We start from the raw sequence: 18,192 nt of genomic DNA on the forward strand, positions 1-18,192 counted from the left end.
CCCGACACCTCCCCCATCCACACCCGACACAGCCAGGACTGCACCCATGGACAAGGTCAAGAAGATCTTCGGTGGCGACACCCGTCAGCTCGGCATGATCTTCGCCCTCGTGGCGCTGATCATCTTCTTCCAGATCTGGACCGGCGGGCTGACGCTCACGCCGGACAACGTCATCAACATCTTCCAGCAGAACTCCTACATCCTCGTGCTCGCCATCGGCATGGTGCTCGTCATCATCGCCGGCCACATCGACCTGTCCGTCGGCTCCGTCGCGGCGTTCGTCGGCATCTGCGTGGCCATCGCGATGCGTGACTGGAACCTCAGCTGGTGGATGGGCATCCTCCTCGGCCTCGCGATCGGCGCCCTCGTCGGGGCGTGGCAGGGGATGTGGACCGCCTACGTCGGCATCCCGGCGTTCATCGTGACGCTCTCGGGCATGCTGCTCTTCCGCGGCGCGAACCAGTACGTCGGCAAGTCCAACTCGGTGCCGGTCTCCGAGGACTTCCAGGTCATCGGCGGCGGCTACCTCCCCGAGGTCGGGCCTGACACCGGCTACAACAACCTCACCGTCCTCATCGGGCTGCTGCTCGCCGTCGGGATCGTCGTCGGCAGCCTCCGCAGCCGTCGCGCCCTCGTCAAGCTCGGAGCCGACGTCGAGGAGGCGTGGGTCATGTGGGTGCGGCTCGGCCTGATCTGCGCCGCCATCATCGGTGCGACGCTGCTCTTCGGCTCCGGCCGCCCCGGCACGTCCTTCCCCATCTCCGGGATCATCCTGGCCGTGCTCGTCCTGCTCTACGGCTTCATCTCCAACCGCACCGTCATCGGCCGCCACATCTACGCCGTCGGCGGCAACCGCCACGCGGCCGAGCTGTCCGGTGTGAAGAGCAAGAAGGTCAACTTCCTCGTCATGATGAACATGTCGATCCTGGCGGCCCTCGCCGGCATGATCTTCGTGGCGCGCTCGACCGCCTCCGGTCCGTCCGACGGTGTCGGCTGGGAGCTCGACGCCATCGCCGCCGTCTTCATCGGTGGCGCCGCCGTCACCGGCGGTGTCGGCACCGTCGTCGGCTCCATCGTCGGAGGCCTCGTCATGGCCGTGCTCAACAACGGCCTGCAGCTCAAGGGAATCGGCGCCGACGCGACGCAGATGATCAAGGGCCTCGTGCTCCTCGTCGCCGTCGCCTTCGACGTCTACAACAAGTCGCAGGGCCGCGTGTCGCTCCTCGGCATGCTGACCCGCAACTTCCGACGCGGCGGAAGCGACGACGACTCATCCGCCCCACCGTCGCCGTCCGCGGCCACCGAGACGACTCCCGTCTCCGAGACCATCCGCCAGTCCAGCTGAGCCGCCGGCTCGGCCCGACGAACCCCCCAGACCCACCCAAGAACCACCAGAGACCCGGTCAGGGCGCCCGCCCGCGACCGAGAGGGATCCGCGCTCCGCCCGGACGCGATGAGAGGAAAGAGAGCACATGCGTACCTTTACCAAGGTGCTGGGCGTCACGGCTGTGGCCGCCCTTGTTCTGACCGGTTGCGGTCGGAGCAGCGACACCGGCACGACGCCGGGCGCATCGAACGGCGGATCCGCTGCGGCGGGATTCCCCGCCAACGCCGTCATCGGCGTCGCCCTGCCGCAGAAGACGTCGGAGAACTGGGTGCTCGCCGAGCAGCTGTTCAAGGACGGACTGTCGGCAGCCGGATTCCAGGGCGACGTCCAGTTCGCCAACGGCGGCGTGTCCGAGCAGCAGAACCAGATCTCCGCCATGGTCACCAAGGGCGCCAAGGTCATCGTCGTCGGTGCCATCGACGGCTCGCAGCTGGGCACCCAGCTCAAGGCCGCCAAGGACGCCGGCGCGACAGTCATCGCCTACGACCGTCTCGTGAAGAACACCGCGGCCGTGGACTACTACGTGGCCTACGACAACTTCAAGGTCGGCGAGCTGCAGGGTCAGGCCCTGCTCGACGGCATGGCCAAGAAGAAGCCGAACGGCCCGTACAACATCGAGCTCTTCGCCGGCTCGCCCGACGACGCGAACGCCCAGGTCTTCTTCGACGGCGCCATGAAGGTGCTCCAGCCGAAGATCGACGACGGCACCCTCAAGGTCGTCTCCGGCCAGAAGGACTTCAACCAGGTCGTCACCCAGGGCTGGAAGGCCGAGAACGCCCAGAAGCGCATGGACACGCTCCTCGCGGCCAACTACACGAGCGCAGCGCTCGACGGCGTCCTGTCGCCCAACGACACCCTGGCCCGCGCGATCATCACCTCGGTCAAGGCGGCCGGCAAGCCCGTGCCGATCGTGACCGGCCAGGACTCCGAGGTCGAGTCGGTCAAGTCGATCATGGCGGGTGAGCAGTACTCCACGATCAACAAGGACACCCGCAACCTCGTCAAGGAGACCATCGCCATGGTCACCGCCCTCCAGAAGGGCCAGGCCCCGACGGTCAACGACACCAAGTCCTACAACAACGGTGTCAAGGTCGTCCCGGCCAACCTGCTCCCCCCGGTCATCGTGACCAAGGAGAACGCAGCCGAGGCCTACGCGAACGACCCGACGCTGGCCCCGCTCACCAAGTGAGCTGAGACCACCCGGTCACGGCACTCGGTGGAGGCCCGCCCCGTCCTGGGGCGGGCCTTCGTCGTGCGTGGACGGCCCCACCTCGTGCCGCGGACGAGGCGTAGCGTCGCGCCATGGCGGACGTCTACCTCCACGGTCACCACGCGAGCGTCCTCGCGTCGCACGGCGCGCGGACGGCCGCCGACTCGGCGGCCTACCTGCTCCCCCACCTGCACGACGGCCTGCGGGTCCTCGACGTCGGCTGCGGGCCCGGCACGATCACCCTCGACCTCGCCGCGGCCGTCGGCCCCTCGGGCGTCGTGGTCGGGGTCGAGAACGTCGACGGCCCCCTCGAGCAGGCCCGCAGCCACGCCGCCGCGCGAGGTGACGAGCGCACCCGCTTCGAGCGCGCCGACGTCATGGCCCTTCCGTATGCCGCCGGGTCCTTCGACGTCGTCCACGCGCACCAGGTGCTCCAGCACCTCCCCGACCCCGTGGGAGCCCTGCGCGAGATGGCGCGGGTCACGCGCCCCGGTGGCGTCGTCGCGGTGCGCGACGTCGACTACGCCTCGATGGTGTGGCACCCGGCGTCGCAGGGGATGACCCGCTGGCTCGAGCTGTACCGCCACCTCGCGCGCCTCAACCACGCCGAGCCGGACGCCGGCCGCCACCTCGTCGCCTGGGCGCACGCGGCCGGTCTCTCCCGGCTCACGCCGTCGGCCTCGCTGTGGACGTACGCGACGCCCGAGCAGTGCGCGTGGTGGGGCGGCACGTGGGCACGGCGCACGCTCGAGTCGACCTTCGCGGCGCAGGCGCTCGAGCGCGGTCTCGTCACGGCCGACGAGCTCGCGGAGATCAGCGCCGCGTGGCAGGACTGGTCGAGGCACCCCGACGCGTGGTTCGCGATGACCCACGCCGAGCTCGTCGCCCACGTCTGACACCAGGCGCACGAGCGCCACGGCGCGGGTCGGTGTCCGAGGTGACCGTCGACAGGCAGAGCACGAGACCGGTGACCGTCGTCACCACGCCGGTCACCGGTAGGGTCTGCCGGTAGTCGACGAGCCCCGGCACGAAGACCGCGGTGTCGGGACACCGAGCCCACAGCCACCGCGCCCACGGCCTGCGCAGGAGACCGACACGCCGATCCCGCGGTCGGGCCCGGAATCCGGTCGCGACGTCCCCACGACCTTTGCGAGAGTTGCCGTATGTCGCGCTCCTCCAGCACGTTCACGCTCGTCACCGACGCCGCCGAGGCACAGGCTCGGTTCGCGGGCCTCGTGGCGCGCGAGCCGGAGGCACTGAGCGTCGTCGCGAACGTGACGGACGGTCTCGTCGTCGACCGGAGCCGCTACGTCGGGGCCCGGTGGTGGGCCGCCACCGACGCGTCGGGTGCGGTCGTGGGCGCGTTCATGCACACGCCGCCCCATCCGCTGCACATCGGGCTCGCCAGCGCCGACGAGGCCCGCGACCTCGCGGCCCTGCTCGCGGACCGGTGCGACGTGCTGCCCGGCGTCGGCGGCCAGCGCAGACCGGCCGAGGCCTTCGCCACGGAGTGGGTCGCGCGCACGGGAGCGACGTCGAGGGTCGCCATGGAGGTGGGCCGCTTCGACCTCCCGACGCCGCCGCACGTGCCCTTCGAGGTGAGCGGCTCCTTCCGGCTCGCGACGGACGCCGACACGGCGCTCGTCGACGGCTGGCACCAGCAGTTCGTCGACGCGATCGAGGGCCAGGGCCGGGTCGTCCCATCGCTCGACCGGCACGTCGCCGACGGACGGGTGGGCCTCTGGGAGGACGCCGGGCGCACCGTGTCGATGGCCTACGCCTCCCCCGCCAGCGGCGGTGTCACCCGCATCTCAGGGGTGTGGACCCCACCGGAGCTGCGCGGACACGGCTACGCGAGCGGTGTCGTCGCCGCCCTCAGCAGCGCCCGCCTCGACGCGGGCGAGGCCTGCATGCTCTACACCGACCTCGCCAACCCGACGTCGAACGCCATCTACACGGCGATGGGCTACCGCCGTGTCGGTGACAGCATCAGCATCGCGTTCGGCGAGCAGGCCTGACGCCTCAGCGCATCACTCCCCCGGCGCGCAGCGCCGTGCGGATCATCGGCCACTGGAGCGGCAACCGCGCGACGGTCGCGGCGAGGTAGCCCTGCCGCTTCGCGTCGTCCGGCTTCCGGTCGAGGCGACGCTTGGCGTGGCCCGTCATCGTGACGTTCGCCGGGAAGACCGCGACGAGAAGGGCCGCCGACGCGAGACCGGCCACGCGACGCGTGCGAGGGATGAACAGCCCTACGGCGCAGGCGATCTCGAGCGCGCCGGAGGCATACACGAGTGCGCGACGAGACGGCAGCTGCTTCGGCACCATCGCCTCGAAGGGCTCAGGCTTGACGAAGTGCATCGTGCCCGAGGTGAGGAAGAGGCCGGCCAGGGCGATGACGTCCTTGCCGAGCGGGGCGTTCGTCGCGGTCTTCATGAGCCCACCCTAGGCCGGGCTCCCGAGGACGCTAGAGCAGCACCGTCGTGAACGAGCCGACCTCGCGGAAACCGCACCGCTCGTAGGTCGCCCGGGCCGCGACGTTGAAGTCGTTGACGTAGAGCGACACCTCGTCGGCCAGGCCCGACAGGACCTGCTCGACGACGCTCGCCATGGCCGGCACCGAGAGACCCTGTCCGCGTAGCCGAGGGTGCAGCCAGACCCCCTGGACCTGGGCGCAGCCGAGGGCGAGCGAGCCGACGTCGGCCTTGAAGACGACCTCGCCGTCCTCGATCTTGACGAAGGTGTGGCCGGCGCGGATCAGCGCGGCGATGCTCGCCCGGTAGCCGCGGTCGGAGCCGAAGTAGGGCGGGTAGCCGATCTCCTCGGTGAACATGTGCGCCGCAGCCGGCAGCACGAGGTCGACCTCGTCCATCCGCGCCGGGCGCACCCCGGCGTCGAGGCTCAGGCCGAGAGCCGACGGGCGCGTGCGCGTCGTCAGCAGCGGCTGCTGGGTGCGGATCGCGCGAACAGGGCCCCACGTCGGGCCGAGCCGGTCCCACAGACCGCCGACCTGCCCGCTCGGGCCGAAGATCGAGGCGCACTGACGGCGCATCCTGCTGATCCGCGACGCGACGGCCGCGACGCCGTCGTCGTCGAGCTCCACCGGCACGACGTTGGCGCTGACCCAGGCGAGGCCGCGCAGCTCACCGTCCCCCCAGTGCCCGAGGAGCGCGCCCGGGGACGTGCGCAGCGATCCCTCGACGATGCGGGCGGCGACGAAGGCGTTGGCCACCCGGTCACGCGCGCACACCTCGAGCGCGGCGTCGTGGTCGACCACCGACAGCGGTCGCACGGGGAGGCGTTGGCGGAGCACCACCCAAGAGTGCCTGCCCGCGGGCCGGGTGTCACCCCGGCGCGCCTCACGAACCCGTCACGACCACCGTGCAGACAGGTGCCGGGCAGCTGCCGGGCAGCTGCCGGGGCTGGGTCTCAGCGTGGCGCGACGAGGACGGGCCGCTCGAGGTCGGTGTTGTCGAGCACCCACGTCGCACGGGCCCGCGGGTTGGTGGCCGCGAGGTAGAGCCGCTGGCCCTCGACGTAGCGGCGGTTCGCCTCCGCCGCCGGGTCGGGGTCGTGGCCGTCCCCGAAGCGGGCGTTGCCCCGGGGCACCGAGACGCTGAAAGGGACGTCGACCCAGACGGCGGCGTCCCAGACGTCGGTGAGCTCGGGGCGCTGGAGGAAGATCCCGTCGACGAGCAGCACCGTGTCGGGTCCGACGGCGACGGGGGCGGCCCGCGCCGGCTCGTCGGCCTCGACGTCGTTGACAGCCGGGGTGACCGGCTCGCCGCGGCGGAAGGGCTCGACGACGGCGCGCCGGAACGCGTCGTAGTCGTAGGAGTCCTCGTAGAAGGTCTCCGGCCCGCGACCCCGCGCGATGCGCTGGGCCCTGGGCCGGTGGAAGCCGTCGATGGAGACGCGCAGCACGTCACGCGCGGCGTCGAGACCGCCGATCACCTCGGCCAGCTGGTCGGCGAGGACCGTCTTGCCGGCGCCGTCGAACCCGTCGACCGCCACGGCCACGCGCTCACCCGGCCGGAGCGCGACGACACGCTCGGCGAGGTCGCGCAGGACGGCATACCGCTCGGTCGAGCGGACGGGGGCACGCACCTCAGCTGACGGAGACGCTCGGGGCCCCGGCCGACTCCTCGTCGACCGGCTCGCCCATCTCCTCGGCGAGACGCATGGCCTCCTCGATGAGCGTCTCGACGATCTGCGCCTCGGGGACGGTCTTGATGACCTCGCCCTTGACGAAGATCTGGCCCTTGCCGTTGCCGGACGCGACCCCGAGGTCGGCCTCGCGGGCCTCCCCCGGGCCGTTGACGACGCAGCCCATGACGGCGACGCGCAACGGGACCGTCATGCCCTCGAGGCCGGCGGTGACCTGGTCGGCGAGCGTGTAGACGTCGACCTGGGCGCGGCCGCACGAGGGGCACGAGACGATCTCGAGCTTGCGCGGGCGCAGGTTGAGGCTCTGGAGGATCTGGATGCCGACCTTGACCTCCTCGACCGGCGGCGCCGAGAGGGAGACGCGGATCGTGTCGCCGATGCCGCGCGAGAGGAGGGCGCCGAAGGCCGTCGCCGACTTGATGGTGCCCTGGAAGGCGGGGCCGGCCTCGGTGACACCGAGGTGGAGGGGCCAGTCGCCGCGCTCGGCGAGCAGCTCGTAGGCGCGCACCATGATGACCGGGTCGTTGTGCTTGACCGAGATCTTGAAGTCGTGGAAGTCGTGCTCCTCGAAGAGGCCCGCCTCCCAGACCGCCGACTCGACGAGCGCCTCGGGCGTCGCCTTGCCGTACTTCTCCATGATCCGCTTGTCGAGGCTGCCGGCGTTGACGCCGATGCGGATGGAGACGCCGGCGTCCTTGGCCGCCTTGGCGATCTCCTTGACCTGGTCGTCGAACTGGCGGATGTTGCCCGGGTTGACGCGCACGGCCGCGCAGCCGGCGTCGATGGCCGCGTAGACGTACTTCGGCTGGAAGTGGATGTCGGCGATGACCGGGATCTGGCTCTTGCGCGCGATCGCCGGCAGGGCGTCGGCGTCGTCCTGGCTCGGGCAGGCCACGCGCACGATGTCGCAGCCGGAGGCCGTCAGCTCGGCGATCTGCTGGAGCGTCGCGTTGATGTCGGTCGTGGGCGTCGTCGTCATCGACTGCACCGAGACCGGGAAGTCGCTCCCGACACCGACCTTGCCGACCTGGATCTGGCGGGTCTGTCGCCGCGGGGCGAGGACCGGCGGGGGCAGGGGCGGCATACCGAGGGAGACGCTCATGCCGCCATTATGTCGCGCCCCGCCGAAGCGGGAGCCGGGGAGGTGGGATGGCCGGCTCAGCCGAAGAGCTTGATCGGCTTGACGATGTCGGCGTAGATGAGCAGCACCGACATGGTGATGAGGACGAGGCTCATGCCGTAGGCGATGGGCAGCCCCTTGGCGACGTCGACGAAGCCGGGATCGGGACGGTGCCGCAGGCGCGCCCAGCCCCGCTTGACGGCCTCCCAGAGTGCCCCCGCGACGTGACCGCCGTCGAGCGGGAGCAGCGGGATGAGGTTGAAGACGAAGAGGGCGAGGTTGAGCGAGGCGATGAGCAGAATGAGCTGGGCGAGCTTGACCCAGTTGCCACCCTCGTCGGCCGGGATGTCGAGCGCCGCGACCTCGCCGCCGATGCGACCGACGCCGACGACGGAGATGGGGCCGTTGGGGTCTCGGGCCTCGGACCCGAACGCGGCCTGGACGACGCCGGTCATCTTCTCGGGGATCTTGACGATGATCGAGGCGGTGTCGACGATCCGATCCCAGACGAAGCCGGGCGCCTGCCCGATGGGGGTGCGGACGAGCTCCTGGCCGGGCGTGATGCCCGCGAAGCCCATCGAGGCGAGGACGGGCTTGCCGTCCTTGGCGACGGGGTTGCCCTGGTCGTCGTACGTGGCGCGCTCGAGGACGGCGGGCGTGATCGCGATCGTGACCTGCTGACCGCCGCGCTCGACGACCCACGCCATAGTGGCGCCCTTGCTGTCGCGGATGGCCGCGGTGACCTGGTCCCACGTGCTGACCGGCTGGCCGTCGACGGAGAGGATGCGGTCGCGCTCCTGCAGGCCCGCGGCCTTGGCCGGCGCGACGGGGTCGCCGGGCTTGCACGCGGGCTGCGGCACCTGCAGCGTCGGGGCCGTCGTCGGCACGCACGCCGAGAGGAGCCCGACCTTGGGGGCCACCTGCGGCAGGCCGTAGAGCGTGATGACGCCCGTGATGAGGACGAACGCGATGATGAGGTTCATGACCGGCCCGCCGAGCATGATGACGATCTTCTTGCCGGGGCTCAGCTTGTAGAAGACGCGGTCCTCGTCGCCGGGCCTGACCTCCTCCATCGAGTCGGCCCGGGCCTGGTCGACCATCTGGCTGAAGCGGCCGGTCGAGAGGGTGCGCAGCTCGCCGGGCTTGTCACCGGGGCGGGGCGGGAGCATCCCGATCATCCGGACGTAGCCGCCGAGCGGGATCGCCTTGAGGCCGTACTCGGTCTCGCCACGCTTGCGCGACCAGACCGTCGGGCCGAAGCCGACCATGTACTGGGTCACCTTGACCCCGAACTTCTTGGCCGGCACGAGGTGGCCGATCTCGTGCAGCGCGATGCTGAGCGCCACACCGACGACGACGACCAGGACCCCTAGGAAGAACAGCACCCCTCCATTGTCACATCGACTCCCTGTGATTCCCGCGTCGATGTGGTCCACGGTCACCGGTGACCGTGGAACACCTCGAACCGTGGCCTACCCGGCGATGGTGCTCCGGGCGGCGTGGCGGGCCCAGGCGTCGGCAGCGAGGACGTCGTCGAGCGCGAGGTCGGTGACCTGGGAGGCCGGCTCGACGGCATACGCGTCGACGACGTGCGCGACGGTGTCGACGATGTCGACGAAGCCGATGCGGCCCTCGTGGAAGGCGTCGACCGCGACCTCGTTGGCGGCGTTGTAGACGGCCGGCCACGTGCCACCAGCCTCTCCCACCCGACGGGCGAGCGCGACCGCCGGAAACGCGTCGCCGTCGAGCGGCTCGAACTCCCACGACTGCGCCCGGGTCCAGTCGACGGGCACGTCGGCGTCGGCGAGGCGCTCGGGCCAGGACATCCCGAGAGCGATCGGCACGAGCATCCGCGGCGGACCGGCCTGGGCGATCGTCGAGCCGTCGACGAACTCGACCATCGAGTGGATCATCTGCTGCGGGTGCACGACGACGTCGATGCGCTCGAAGGGGATGTCGAAGAGCAGGTGCGCCTCGATGACCTCGAGGCCCTTGTTGACGAGCGTGGCGGAGTTCGTCGTGATGACGCGGCCCATCGAGAAGTTGGGGTGCGCGAGGGCCTCCTCGGGGGTGACGTCGGCGAGCTCGGCGCGCGACCGACCGCGGAACGGGCCGCCACTCGCCGTGACGACGAGCCGGCGCACCTCCTCGGCGCGGCCGCCGCGCAGGCACTGGGCGATCGCCGAGTGCTCGCTGTCGACGGGGACGATCTGGCCGGGGGCCGCGAGCGCCTTGACGAGCGGGCCGCCGATGATGAGCGACTCCTTGTTGGCGAGGGCGAGCGTCGTGCCGGCGCGCAGCGCGGCGAGGGTGGGCTCGAGGCCGATGGCCCCGGTGATGCCGTTGACGACGACGTCGGCCTCCCGCTCGGCGAGCGTCGTGCTCGCCTCGGGGCCGACGAGCAGCTCGGGGTCGTATGCCGTCACCCCGGCCGTGTCGGAAGCGCGCGCGAGCGCTGCGGCGAGGTCGTCCGACGTCCCGCTCGCCACGGCCACGACGGGGGTGCGGAGCGCGACGGCCTGCTCGGCGACGAGGTCGAGGTTGGAGCCGGCGGAGAGCCCGACGACCTCGAAGCGGTCGCGGTTGCGCTGGACGAGGTCGATGGCCTGCGTGCCGATCGAGCCGGTCGAGCCGAGCAGGACGATGCGGCGGGGGCGCGCCGAGGTGTCAGTCACCCCGGCATTCTCCCGCAGGCCTTGGCACTGCGGTCAGGCGGTCACTCCCCTCGACCGGAGCAGCTCGTCGCGTTTGAAGGCGTAGGCGACGGCCCAGGTCATGCGCAGGCGGTACATCCGGATGTCGTCGCCCCACGAGTACGGGCTGCTGCCGTAGTGGGCGGTCCAGTGCGCGTCGACCTCGTCGCGGTCGGGCTCCGGCTCGATCAGCTCGGCCCTGCCGTGGCTGAAGAGCGCGAGCTCCTCGCCGTCGACGTGCGCGACGCTCACCGCAGGCCGCGCCGCGAGGTGCTTCGCCTTGGCCGACGTGCCGGAGGTGCCGAACGTCCACGTGCCGTGGAGGAAGTGGCCGTCGAGGGCGCTGATGCGTGGCTCGCCCGCCGCGGTGACGGTGGCCACGGAGAGCACCTTCATGCCGGTGAGCAGCGCGACGAGCTGCTCGGCGGTCAGGGTGCGGTCGTCGTCGATGATGCTCCGCAGGTGGCCCGACGCCTTGGCGTGCGAGGCGTCGAGCAGGGCCTGGAGCGCGGCCGTCTCGTCAGGTGTCTCGAGCATCCTCCGACGCTAGCGCTGAGCACCGACGACGGACCTGATCGTCCTTGCTGATCTCGGCGGGCCACCTCACCACCACATGGCCTCGCTCGCGGCATAGAAGCCGTCGTCGGTCCACATCCGCCACGGCCCGACGTCGTAGCCGGCCGCAGGTGCCGCGACGTGCGGTGGCAGGAGCAGGACGCTCGAGGGGACGGACGGGCGGGCGCCGACGGCGTGGGCGGCGCCCGGTGCGGACGGGTCGGAGGCCACCGGTGGCAGTGGCGCCCCGCTCGTCGGCGGGCCCGACGGGGGCGGGAGGTCCGGCACCTGGCCCGGCGGCAGGAAGCCGGTGCTCGGGTCACGCTGCGGGACGACGCCGGCCTCGGCGAGGTTCTTGACGACGGCGAGACGGGTGGCCATGAGCGCGGCGATCCCGGAGCCGTCGACGACGCGACCGGGCCCGGCGGGGAGCCAGCCGGTGAAGGTCTCGGTGAGGCGGGCGCCGACCGCGCACGGCTCGACCGTCGTGACGACGTCGGCCTCGTGGGAGGAGGTGAGGTCCCGCTCGACGGTCCGGCCGGGCTCCGACGCCGGGGCGACGAGCGAGACCGAGGCGGCCCGGCGCCCGTCGTCGTGGCGGTGCACCGCGAGCACGTGCTCGCGGCCGGGCTCGTCGGCGAGCTCGAGGCGCACGAGCTGCACGAGAGACGGCTTGAGCAGCTGCTCGGACGACGGCTGCTCGAGCAGCTCGCGGAGCCGGTCAGGGGCGACGGCGACCTCGACCGAGGCCGTCTCGTGCACGGGCAGGACCCCGGGGCCGCCGGCCGTGGCGACGCCGTGTCCGACGAAGCCGCTCGCCATCGCCTCTTCGACCGGTCCGTCGGCCGTCGGGTCCGCCGTCCGGCTGCGCGGGCTCCCCTCGACGTCCGCCTTGAGCCCGAGCAGCGCCCGCGCCACCCAGGCCCGGGCGAACTCCGCCACGGGGTCTGAGGGTGCGAGGCCGTCGAGCCGCTGGGCGACGACGCAGCCGCCGTCGAGCGGCTCCACCGTCGTCGTCAGGGTGAGCGCCGTCGCACCGTCGGCCGACCGGGACACGACCTGGACCCCGTGCTCGACCGCGACGACGGTGCTGAGCCCGACCCAGAGCCGACCGTTGGACCGCCGCCAGACCCCGGCGAACTCGGGCAGTCCCGCCGGGCCCGCGGCCGGCAGGGCGAGCACCCGCACGCAGTCGACACCGAGCTCGGCCCCCGGCCCGGGGGCGACGAGGTGTGGCCAGACCTGCTCGGGTGGGCGCTCGACGAAGACCCGGTGACCGACGTCGCGCGCCACGACCGCGGGTGCCGGCTCGTCACGCCGGCCGCCCCGGTCTCCGAAGAGGCCGCGTAGAAGGCTCACGTGCCGCAGTCTCCCCCAGCGGCGCGGCGCCGTCAGAGGATTCGGACCATTGCCTCCTCGGGCATGATGACGACGTGAAGACGCTCGGCTCGCGCCAGGTCCTCCTCGGCGTGCTCGCCGTGGCCCTCGTCGTGCTGGCCTGGGTCGTCGTGCGCGCCGCGCAGGGTCCGTCGTCCCCGGCCGCGCCCTCGGCCCGCGGCACCACGGCCGGGGGTCCGGTCGTCAGCGGCACCCCTGCGACCGACGACACCGACCCCGTCTCGGGCCTGCCGTGGGTCGCCGAGTCGGCCCTGCCCGCGCAGGCCCGCGAGACGATGGCCCTGATCCGCGCCGGCGGCCCGTTCCCCTACCCCCGCAGCGACAACCGGACCTTCGACAACCGCGAGCGCATCCTGCCGCCGCACACGAGCGGCTACTACCGCGAGTTCACCGTCGTGACACCGGGATCCGCCGACCGCGGGGCCAGGCGCATCATCACCGGCAGCAGCGGCGAGCGATACTGGACCGACGACCACTACGCGTCGTTCAGCCGGATCAGGGAGGGCACGTGACGACGTTCCTGGGCCCGCACAGCGAGGCCGACGACCACATCGCCCAGCTCGCCTGGCTCGGCCACGACGTGCGCCTCGTCTCGGGCGGGGACGACAAGGCAGGCGTGCTCGACGCCTTCGCGGCCGGGCTCGAGCTGCCCGACTGGTTCGGGCACAACTGGGACGCCCTGCTCGACGCGCTGCGCGACCTCGACGGCGCCCGGGGCGTGCCCCTCGAGCTCGTCTGGGACCACGCGGCCACCCTGCGCGAGCACGACCGCGGGGCCTACGACACCGTCCTCGAGATCCTCGAGCAGGTCGCCGACGAGCGCGACGACCTGTACGTCACCGTCATCACCCGCTAGCCGGCGAGACGGCCGGGCGCGCGTATGCCGTCACGCCACCCGCGCGCGACGGCGCGGGCGCGCGGACGCTACGGGACGGCATACGCCATCGGGTGGGACGGCTCAGGACACGAAGACCCGGTCGTCGATGAGCCGCTCGGTGACCTCCTGGCCCTCCGTGTGGAAGCGGCCGTGCTCGAAGTCCTTGGCGAACTCGAGCTCGACGTGGGCCTTGCCGTGGCGGTTCTTCTCGACGCTGACGACCGACCAGCCGCGGAAACGCTGGATGTTGCCGAGGTTGTAGACGAGGTGCTCTCGCGAGACGACATCGACCTTGTCGTTGACGATGAGCACGACGTCGGCCTCGAAGGCGAGCGCCGACGAGCCGCGCAGGTCGTGCGTGCGCATCCGGTGTCCCGCGGCGAGCGCCTCCTTGTCGGCGGCCGAGATGGCGACGACGGGCACGCGGGCGGAGAGGGCCAGGTCCTTGAGCCCCTCGGCGACGGCGGTGATGCGCTCGTCCTCCTCGCCCCGGTCGGCGGGCACCTTCTGGATGTAGTCGAGCAGCACGAAGGGCGCCTGGCCCGTCGCCTCCGTGACGCGGTCGACGGTCGCGCGGATCGTGTCGAGGGTCGTCGTCGCCCCGGACGACTCGTGGATCTGGAGCCGGTCGCCGTAGCTGCCGAGCGCCGCGAGGGCGCGTCGGCCGCCGGGCAGGCTGCCCAGCACGGTGTCGAGCGAGCCGCCGTGGTCGGCCGTCTCGAGCGCGCGCCGCACGTCGATGACCCCGGCCACCTCGCCGGGGTCGCCCTCGGCGGCCTCCATCGAGATGAGCCGTTCGAGCAGCGTGTGGCTCTCGTGCTCGTAGGACAGGACGAGGGCGGTGGCGCCCGCGGCGACGACGTTGCGGGCGAGCTGGAGGCCGATCGTCGTCTTGCCGTGGCCGGCCGGCCCGCCGAGCAGGACGAGCTCACCGGAGCGCAGGCCACCGGTCAGGACGGCGTCGAGCGCCGGGAAGCCGGTCGACCACACGCGCGCACCGGCCGGCGACCCGCGTCGCAGCACGTCGTCGGTCTCGCTGAGCAGGGCGCCGAGCGGGCGCAGGGACCCCGCGTCGCGGGAGCCGGCTGGTGTCACCATGGGCAGATTGCACCACAGGGCGGCAGCGTGCCGGGCCGGTTCGGTGAATGTCCCGGAAGCGCGTGGGCTGCCGGCCCAGCCGTCGTCAGAGGGCGATGCCGACGTACTTCGTCTCGAGGTACTCGTCGATGCCCTCGAAGCCGCCCTCACGCCCGACGCCGGACGCCTTGACGCCGCCGAAGGGGGCGGCCGGGTTGGACACGATGCCCTGGTTGACGCCCACCATGCCGTACTCGAGCGCCTCGCTCATCGTGATGGCCCGCGAGAGGTCCTGGGTGAAGAGGTAGGCGACGAGGCCGTACTCGGTGTCGTTGGCCAGGCGGATGGCCTCGGCGTCGGTACGGAAGGTCGTGACGGGCGCGACCGGTCCGAAGATCTCCTCCCGGGCCATGTCGGCGTCGGTCGGCACGTCGGCGAGCACGGTCGGCTCGTAGAACCAGCCGGCACCCTTCGGGGCCGAGCCGCCGACCAGGACCTTCGCGCCCTTGGCGACGGCGTCGTCGACGAGGGCCGACACCTTGTCGCGGGCCTTCTCGTCGACGAGGGGGCCGACGTCGACGCCCTTCCTCGTGCCCTTGCCGAGCGTCAGCGCACCCATCCGGCGGGCCAGCTTGGAACTGAACTCGTCGGCGAGCGACTCGTGGACGTAGAAGCGGTTGGCCGCGGTGCACGCCTCGCCCATGTTGCGCATCTTGGCGAGCATCGCGCCGTCGACGGCCCGGTCGACGTCGGCGTCCTCGAAGACGAGGAACGGGGCGTTGCCGCCGAGCTCCATCGAGACCCGCAGGATGCCCTGCGAGGCCTGCTCCATGAGCGAGCGGCCGACGGGCGTCGAGCCGGTGAAGGTCAGCTTGCGCAGGCGCGGGTCGCGGATGAGCGGCTCCATGACGTCGCCCGTCGTCGCGTGCGTCGTCATGACGACGTTGAGCACGCCGTCGGGCAGCCCGCACTCTCGGAGCAGCTCGGCCAGCGCGAGCATCGTCAGCGGCGTCTGGCTGGCCGGCTTGACGACCATCGTGCAGCCGGCCGCGATGGCCGGGCCGATCTTGCGGGTGCCCATCGCGAGCGGGAAGTTCCACGGCGTGATCATCAGCGTCGGGCCGACGGGCTGCTTCATCGTCATGAGCCGGGTCGCCCCGTTGGGAGCCGTCGACCAGCGCCCCGAGATGCGCACGGCCTCCTCGGAGAACCAGCGGAAGAACTCGGCACCGTAGGCGACCTCACCCCGGCTCTCGGCGAGCGTCTTGCCCATCTCGAGCGTCATGAGCATCGCGAACTCCTCCGCGCGCTCGGTGATCTTCTCGTAGGCCGCCCGCAGCAGCTCGCCGCGGTCGCGCGGCGCCGTGCGGGCCCAGTCGGCCTGCGCCGCCACGGCGGCGTCGAGGGCGGCCCGGCCGTCGGCGACCGAGGCGGCCGCGACATGGGTCAGCACCCGACCGCTCGACGGGTCGTCGACCGCGATGGTCTGCCCGTCGCTGCCGTCGCGCCACTTCCCGCCGATGAGCAGGCCCTTGGGCACCGAGTCGATCACTGACTTCTGCGTCACCGCTGCCATGCCTGGAACCCTATTCCTGTCGTCGTGTCCACCGTCGGCCCCCTGTCCCTGCGAGTGCTGCTCAGCGTTCGTCGATGCCCCACGGGGAGCCATAGCCCTCGGGCTTGGCTGCCGCGAGCAGGTCGAGGAACGGGACGGCGTCGAACGCCTCGGGACCGAGGACGCCGGCCCCCTTCCACGTGCCCCGGGCCAGCAGCTCGAGGGCGACGACGGGGTTGACCGCCGTCTGCCAGACGACGCACTGCGCATCGTAGGCCGCCATCGTCTCGGCGTTGTCGACGACGTGGTAGAGGTACGTGCGCCTGGGCTGACCGTCCTTGCCGGTGCCGGTCACGAAGAGGCCGGCGCACGTCTTGCCCGTCATCCGGGGCCCGATGGTCGCGGGGTCGGGCAGCGCCGCCGCGACGACGTCGCGGGGCGAGACCTGCACGCCCTTGACGGTGATCGGTTCGGTGCGGTCGAGGCCGAGGGTGTTCAGGACCTTGAGGATGCCGATGAACTCGTCGCCGAGGCCGTACTTGAAGGTCACCCGCCTGGCGTCGACCCAGCGCGGCATGAGGAGCACCTCCTCGTGCTCGACGTTGACGCACTCGACCGGCCCGATGCCCTCTGGGAAGTCGAAGACCTCGGGCTCGCTGAACGGCGCGGTCGTGAACCAGCCCCGGTCCTTCTCCCACACGACGGGCGGGTTGAGGCACTCCTCGATCGTCGTCCACATCGAGAAGCTCGGGGCGAAGACCTCATTGCCGTCGTCGTCGTGCACGACGAGGTTGGCGCCGTCGCGCGTGCCGAGCTCGTCGATCTCGCTGAAGAGGTGGTCGGCGGCGTAGCGGGCGAAGACGTCGGAGAGCCCCGGCTCGACGCCGATGCCGACGAGCGCGAGGCGACCGTCGGCCTCCCACTCCCCTGCCACGGCGAACTGCTCGTCGCCGAGCATGACGCCGACCTTCTCATAGGGCTGCTCGGGATGCCGCTGCGACAGGCTCATCGCCATGTCGAGGTAGTCGGCCCCGGCGGCCTTGGCGCCCGTGAAGATCGGCATGTTGAACTTCGGGTCGACGGCGTTGAGGACATGGGTCGCCCCGTGCTCGCGTGCGAGCGCCATCACCGCCTCGGCCGACGAGGCGTCGACCTGGGCCGCGACGAAACGAGCCTCCCCGGGATGACGACCGGCCACGGCCGCGACAGTGCGCTGGGCGCGCGTCACGTCGTAGTCGGCGACGACCCAGCGCTCGAAGAAGCCACGCTCGGCGGCGATGCGCGCGGCGGCGTCACCGACCCCGCCGGAGCCGATCATGAGGACACGCAAGACAGTTCACTCCAGAGAGTCAGGCCGCGGCTCCACGCCGCCGACTGCCGATGACCTGGGCAGCGACGACGCAGAGGACGGCGATGAGGAACATCGAGAACCCGATGACGTTGGCCTGGGCCGGGATGCCACGGGTGTAGGACACGTAGACGAACTTGGGGAAGGTCGTCTCGTTGCCGGAGACGAAGTTCGTGATGATGAAGTCGTCGAAGGACAGCGAGAAGGACAACAGCGCAGCAGCGACGATGCCGGGCAGGGCCAGCGGGAAGGTGATCCGCAGGAACGCCGTCCGGGGATTGGCGTAGAGGTCCGACGCCGCCTCCTCGAGGCGGGGGTCGAGACTCTGCAGCCGCGCCTTGACGGTGACGACGACGAAGCTGATGCAGAACATGATGTGCGCGATGACGACGGTCCAGAAGCCGAGATCCATCCGGAAGCCCTGGATGAAGATCGTGAGCAGGCTCGCCCCCAGCACGACCTCGGGCGTGGCCATAGGCAGGAACACGAGGACGTTGGTCGAGCCGCGCCCACGGAACGAGTAACGCACGAGGGCGAACGCGATGAGCGTGCCCAGGATCGTCGCCACGAGCGTCGCGATCGCCCCGATCTTGATGCTCTCCACGAGTGCCGGGCACACGCCGGGAGCGCCACAGGGATTCGCCCAGTGCTTGAGCGTCGGGCTGCCGTCGGGGTTCCATGTGAGGTTGGACCGACGGTAGTTGTTGAACGAGAACACGAACGTGTAGAGGACGGGCAAGAAGAGATAGACCAGCACACCGACCGCGATGATCATCGCCAGGTGCTCGCTGACCCACGAGCGGGCGCG

At 71.5% G+C, this 18,192-nt stretch carries 18 protein-coding genes; 6 read left to right on the plus strand and 12 right to left on the minus strand.

Translation table 11 applies throughout. The annotated features are described in order from the left end of the window. Window positions 1–46: 46 nt before the first annotated feature. From mmsB to AB4Y83_RS12830, 4 genes are all read left to right on the plus strand, one after another. Window positions 47–1,345 (plus strand): multiple monosaccharide ABC transporter permease, encoded by a 1,299-nt coding sequence (gene mmsB / locus AB4Y83_RS12815; protein WP_056769927.1) that lies wholly within the window; start codon window positions 47–49, stop codon window positions 1,343–1,345. 127 nt (window positions 1,346–1,472) lie between these two features. Then, a complete protein-coding gene (locus tag AB4Y83_RS12820) occupies window positions 1,473–2,576 on the plus strand; it encodes a substrate-binding domain-containing protein (protein ID WP_442274795.1) in 1,104 nt (367 codons plus the stop codon). 113 nt (window positions 2,577–2,689) lie between these two features. Beyond that, window positions 2,690–3,493 carry a methyltransferase domain-containing protein gene (locus AB4Y83_RS12825; RefSeq protein ID WP_442297109.1) on the plus strand — a complete coding sequence of 268 codons (804 nt, stop codon included), beginning with the start codon at window positions 2,690–2,692 and terminating at the stop codon, window positions 3,491–3,493. A gap of 267 nt (window positions 3,494–3,760) precedes the next feature. Further along, a complete protein-coding gene (locus tag AB4Y83_RS12830; protein ID WP_442297110.1) occupies window positions 3,761–4,615 on the plus strand; it encodes a GNAT family N-acetyltransferase in 855 nt (284 codons plus the stop codon). Between the two features lie 4 nt (window positions 4,616–4,619). Here AB4Y83_RS12830 and AB4Y83_RS12835 read toward each other — a convergent pair whose 3' ends face one another. The 8 genes from AB4Y83_RS12835 to AB4Y83_RS12870 form a co-directional block, all read right to left on the minus strand. Then, window positions 4,620–5,030 (minus strand): DoxX family protein, encoded by a 411-nt coding sequence (locus tag AB4Y83_RS12835; protein WP_442274798.1) that lies wholly within the window; start codon window positions 5,028–5,030, stop codon window positions 4,620–4,622. Between the two features lie 31 nt (window positions 5,031–5,061). Next, window positions 5,062–5,907: a GNAT family N-acetyltransferase gene (locus AB4Y83_RS12840; RefSeq protein ID WP_235508605.1), complete on the minus strand. Its 846-nt coding sequence runs from the start codon at window positions 5,905–5,907 to the stop codon at window positions 5,062–5,064. 116 nt (window positions 5,908–6,023) lie between these two features. Continuing rightward, window positions 6,024–6,701, minus strand: coding sequence for a uridine kinase (locus AB4Y83_RS12845; protein ID WP_442297111.1), 678 nt, complete (start codon window positions 6,699–6,701; stop codon window positions 6,024–6,026). 1 nt (window position 6,702) lies between these two features. Then, window positions 6,703–7,863 carry a flavodoxin-dependent (E)-4-hydroxy-3-methylbut-2-enyl-diphosphate synthase gene (ispG, locus tag AB4Y83_RS12850; protein WP_056769951.1) on the minus strand — a complete coding sequence of 387 codons (1,161 nt, stop codon included), beginning with the start codon at window positions 7,861–7,863 and terminating at the stop codon, window positions 6,703–6,705. A 56-nt stretch (window positions 7,864–7,919) separates the two neighbouring features. After that, on the minus strand, window positions 7,920–9,266 hold the full coding sequence (locus AB4Y83_RS12855; protein ID WP_442297112.1) for a M50 family metallopeptidase: 1,347 nt from the start codon (window positions 9,264–9,266) through the stop codon (window positions 7,920–7,922). Window positions 9,267–9,353: 87 nt separating this feature from the next. Beyond that, a complete protein-coding gene (gene dxr / locus AB4Y83_RS12860; protein WP_442297113.1) occupies window positions 9,354–10,556 on the minus strand; it encodes a 1-deoxy-D-xylulose-5-phosphate reductoisomerase in 1,203 nt (400 codons plus the stop codon). A 33-nt stretch (window positions 10,557–10,589) separates the two neighbouring features. Beyond that, window positions 10,590–11,111 (minus strand): pyridoxamine 5'-phosphate oxidase family protein, encoded by a 522-nt coding sequence (locus tag AB4Y83_RS12865; protein ID WP_442297114.1) that lies wholly within the window; start codon window positions 11,109–11,111, stop codon window positions 10,590–10,592. A gap of 66 nt (window positions 11,112–11,177) precedes the next feature. Next, window positions 11,178–12,488, minus strand: coding sequence for a hypothetical protein (locus tag AB4Y83_RS12870; protein WP_442297115.1), 1,311 nt, complete (start codon window positions 12,486–12,488; stop codon window positions 11,178–11,180). A gap of 74 nt (window positions 12,489–12,562) precedes the next feature. On the opposite strand from AB4Y83_RS12870, the gene AB4Y83_RS12875 reads away from it, so the two are divergent. After that, window positions 12,563–13,039, plus strand: coding sequence for a ribonuclease domain-containing protein (locus AB4Y83_RS12875; RefSeq protein WP_442297116.1), 477 nt, complete (start codon window positions 12,563–12,565; stop codon window positions 13,037–13,039). After that, entirely contained in the window at window positions 13,036–13,383 is a 348-nt protein-coding gene (locus AB4Y83_RS12880) for a barstar family protein (RefSeq protein WP_442297117.1), read from the plus strand. The genes AB4Y83_RS12875 and AB4Y83_RS12880 overlap by 4 nt, the downstream gene beginning before the upstream one ends. Before the next feature lie 102 nt (window positions 13,384–13,485). On the opposite strand, the gene AB4Y83_RS12885 is transcribed toward AB4Y83_RS12880, so the two are convergent. From AB4Y83_RS12885 to AB4Y83_RS12900, 4 genes are all read right to left on the minus strand, one after another. Next, window positions 13,486–14,502 (minus strand): DnaB-like helicase C-terminal domain-containing protein, encoded by a 1,017-nt coding sequence (locus tag AB4Y83_RS12885; RefSeq protein ID WP_442274806.1) that lies wholly within the window; start codon window positions 14,500–14,502, stop codon window positions 13,486–13,488. 85 nt (window positions 14,503–14,587) lie between these two features. Continuing rightward, a complete protein-coding gene (locus tag AB4Y83_RS12890) occupies window positions 14,588–16,057 on the minus strand; it encodes an NAD-dependent succinate-semialdehyde dehydrogenase (protein ID WP_442297118.1) in 1,470 nt (489 codons plus the stop codon). 61 nt (window positions 16,058–16,118) lie between these two features. After that, the gene (locus tag AB4Y83_RS12895) at window positions 16,119–17,366 is read right to left on the minus strand and encodes a saccharopine dehydrogenase family protein (protein ID WP_442297119.1); all 1,248 of its coding nucleotides are present in this window, start codon (window positions 17,364–17,366) and stop codon (window positions 16,119–16,121) included. A gap of 19 nt (window positions 17,367–17,385) precedes the next feature. Continuing rightward, on the minus strand, window positions 17,386–18,159 hold the full coding sequence (locus AB4Y83_RS12900) for an ABC transporter permease (RefSeq protein ID WP_442274881.1): 774 nt from the start codon (window positions 18,157–18,159) through the stop codon (window positions 17,386–17,388). Window positions 18,160–18,192: the final 33 nt, after the last annotated feature.

This window comes from Terrabacter sp. RAF57 (assembly GCF_052113925.1).
In the GTDB taxonomy this organism is placed as follows: Bacteria; Actinomycetota; Actinomycetes; order Actinomycetales; family Dermatophilaceae; genus Terrabacter.

What these genes read in the sequence shown, in the direction of transcription:
- ispG (WP_056769951.1), bottom strand. Translation starts at nt 7,863, where the DNA reads ATGAGCGTCTCCCTCGGTATGCCGCCCCTGCCCCCGCCGGTCCTCGCC.
- AB4Y83_RS12885 (WP_442274806.1), bottom strand. Translation starts at nt 14,502, where the DNA reads ATGGTGACACCAGCCGGCTCCCGCGACGCGGGGTCCCTGCGCCCGCTC.
- AB4Y83_RS12835 (WP_442274798.1), bottom strand. Translation starts at nt 5,030, where the DNA reads ATGAAGACCGCGACGAACGCCCCGCTCGGCAAGGACGTCATCGCCCTG.
- AB4Y83_RS12900 (WP_442274881.1), bottom strand. Translation starts at nt 18,159, where the DNA reads ATGATCATCGCGGTCGGTGTGCTGGTCTATCTCTTCTTGCCCGTCCTC.
- AB4Y83_RS12825 (WP_442297109.1), top strand. Translation starts at nt 2,690, where the DNA reads ATGGCGGACGTCTACCTCCACGGTCACCACGCGAGCGTCCTCGCGTCG.
- AB4Y83_RS12865 (WP_442297114.1), bottom strand. Translation starts at nt 11,111, where the DNA reads ATGCTCGAGACACCTGACGAGACGGCCGCGCTCCAGGCCCTGCTCGAC.
- AB4Y83_RS12820 (WP_442274795.1), top strand. Translation starts at nt 1,473, where the DNA reads ATGCGTACCTTTACCAAGGTGCTGGGCGTCACGGCTGTGGCCGCCCTT.
- AB4Y83_RS12830 (WP_442297110.1), top strand. Translation starts at nt 3,761, where the DNA reads ATGTCGCGCTCCTCCAGCACGTTCACGCTCGTCACCGACGCCGCCGAG.
- mmsB (WP_056769927.1), top strand. Translation starts at nt 47, where the DNA reads ATGGACAAGGTCAAGAAGATCTTCGGTGGCGACACCCGTCAGCTCGGC.
- AB4Y83_RS12890 (WP_442297118.1), bottom strand. Translation starts at nt 16,057, where the DNA reads ATGGCAGCGGTGACGCAGAAGTCAGTGATCGACTCGGTGCCCAAGGGC.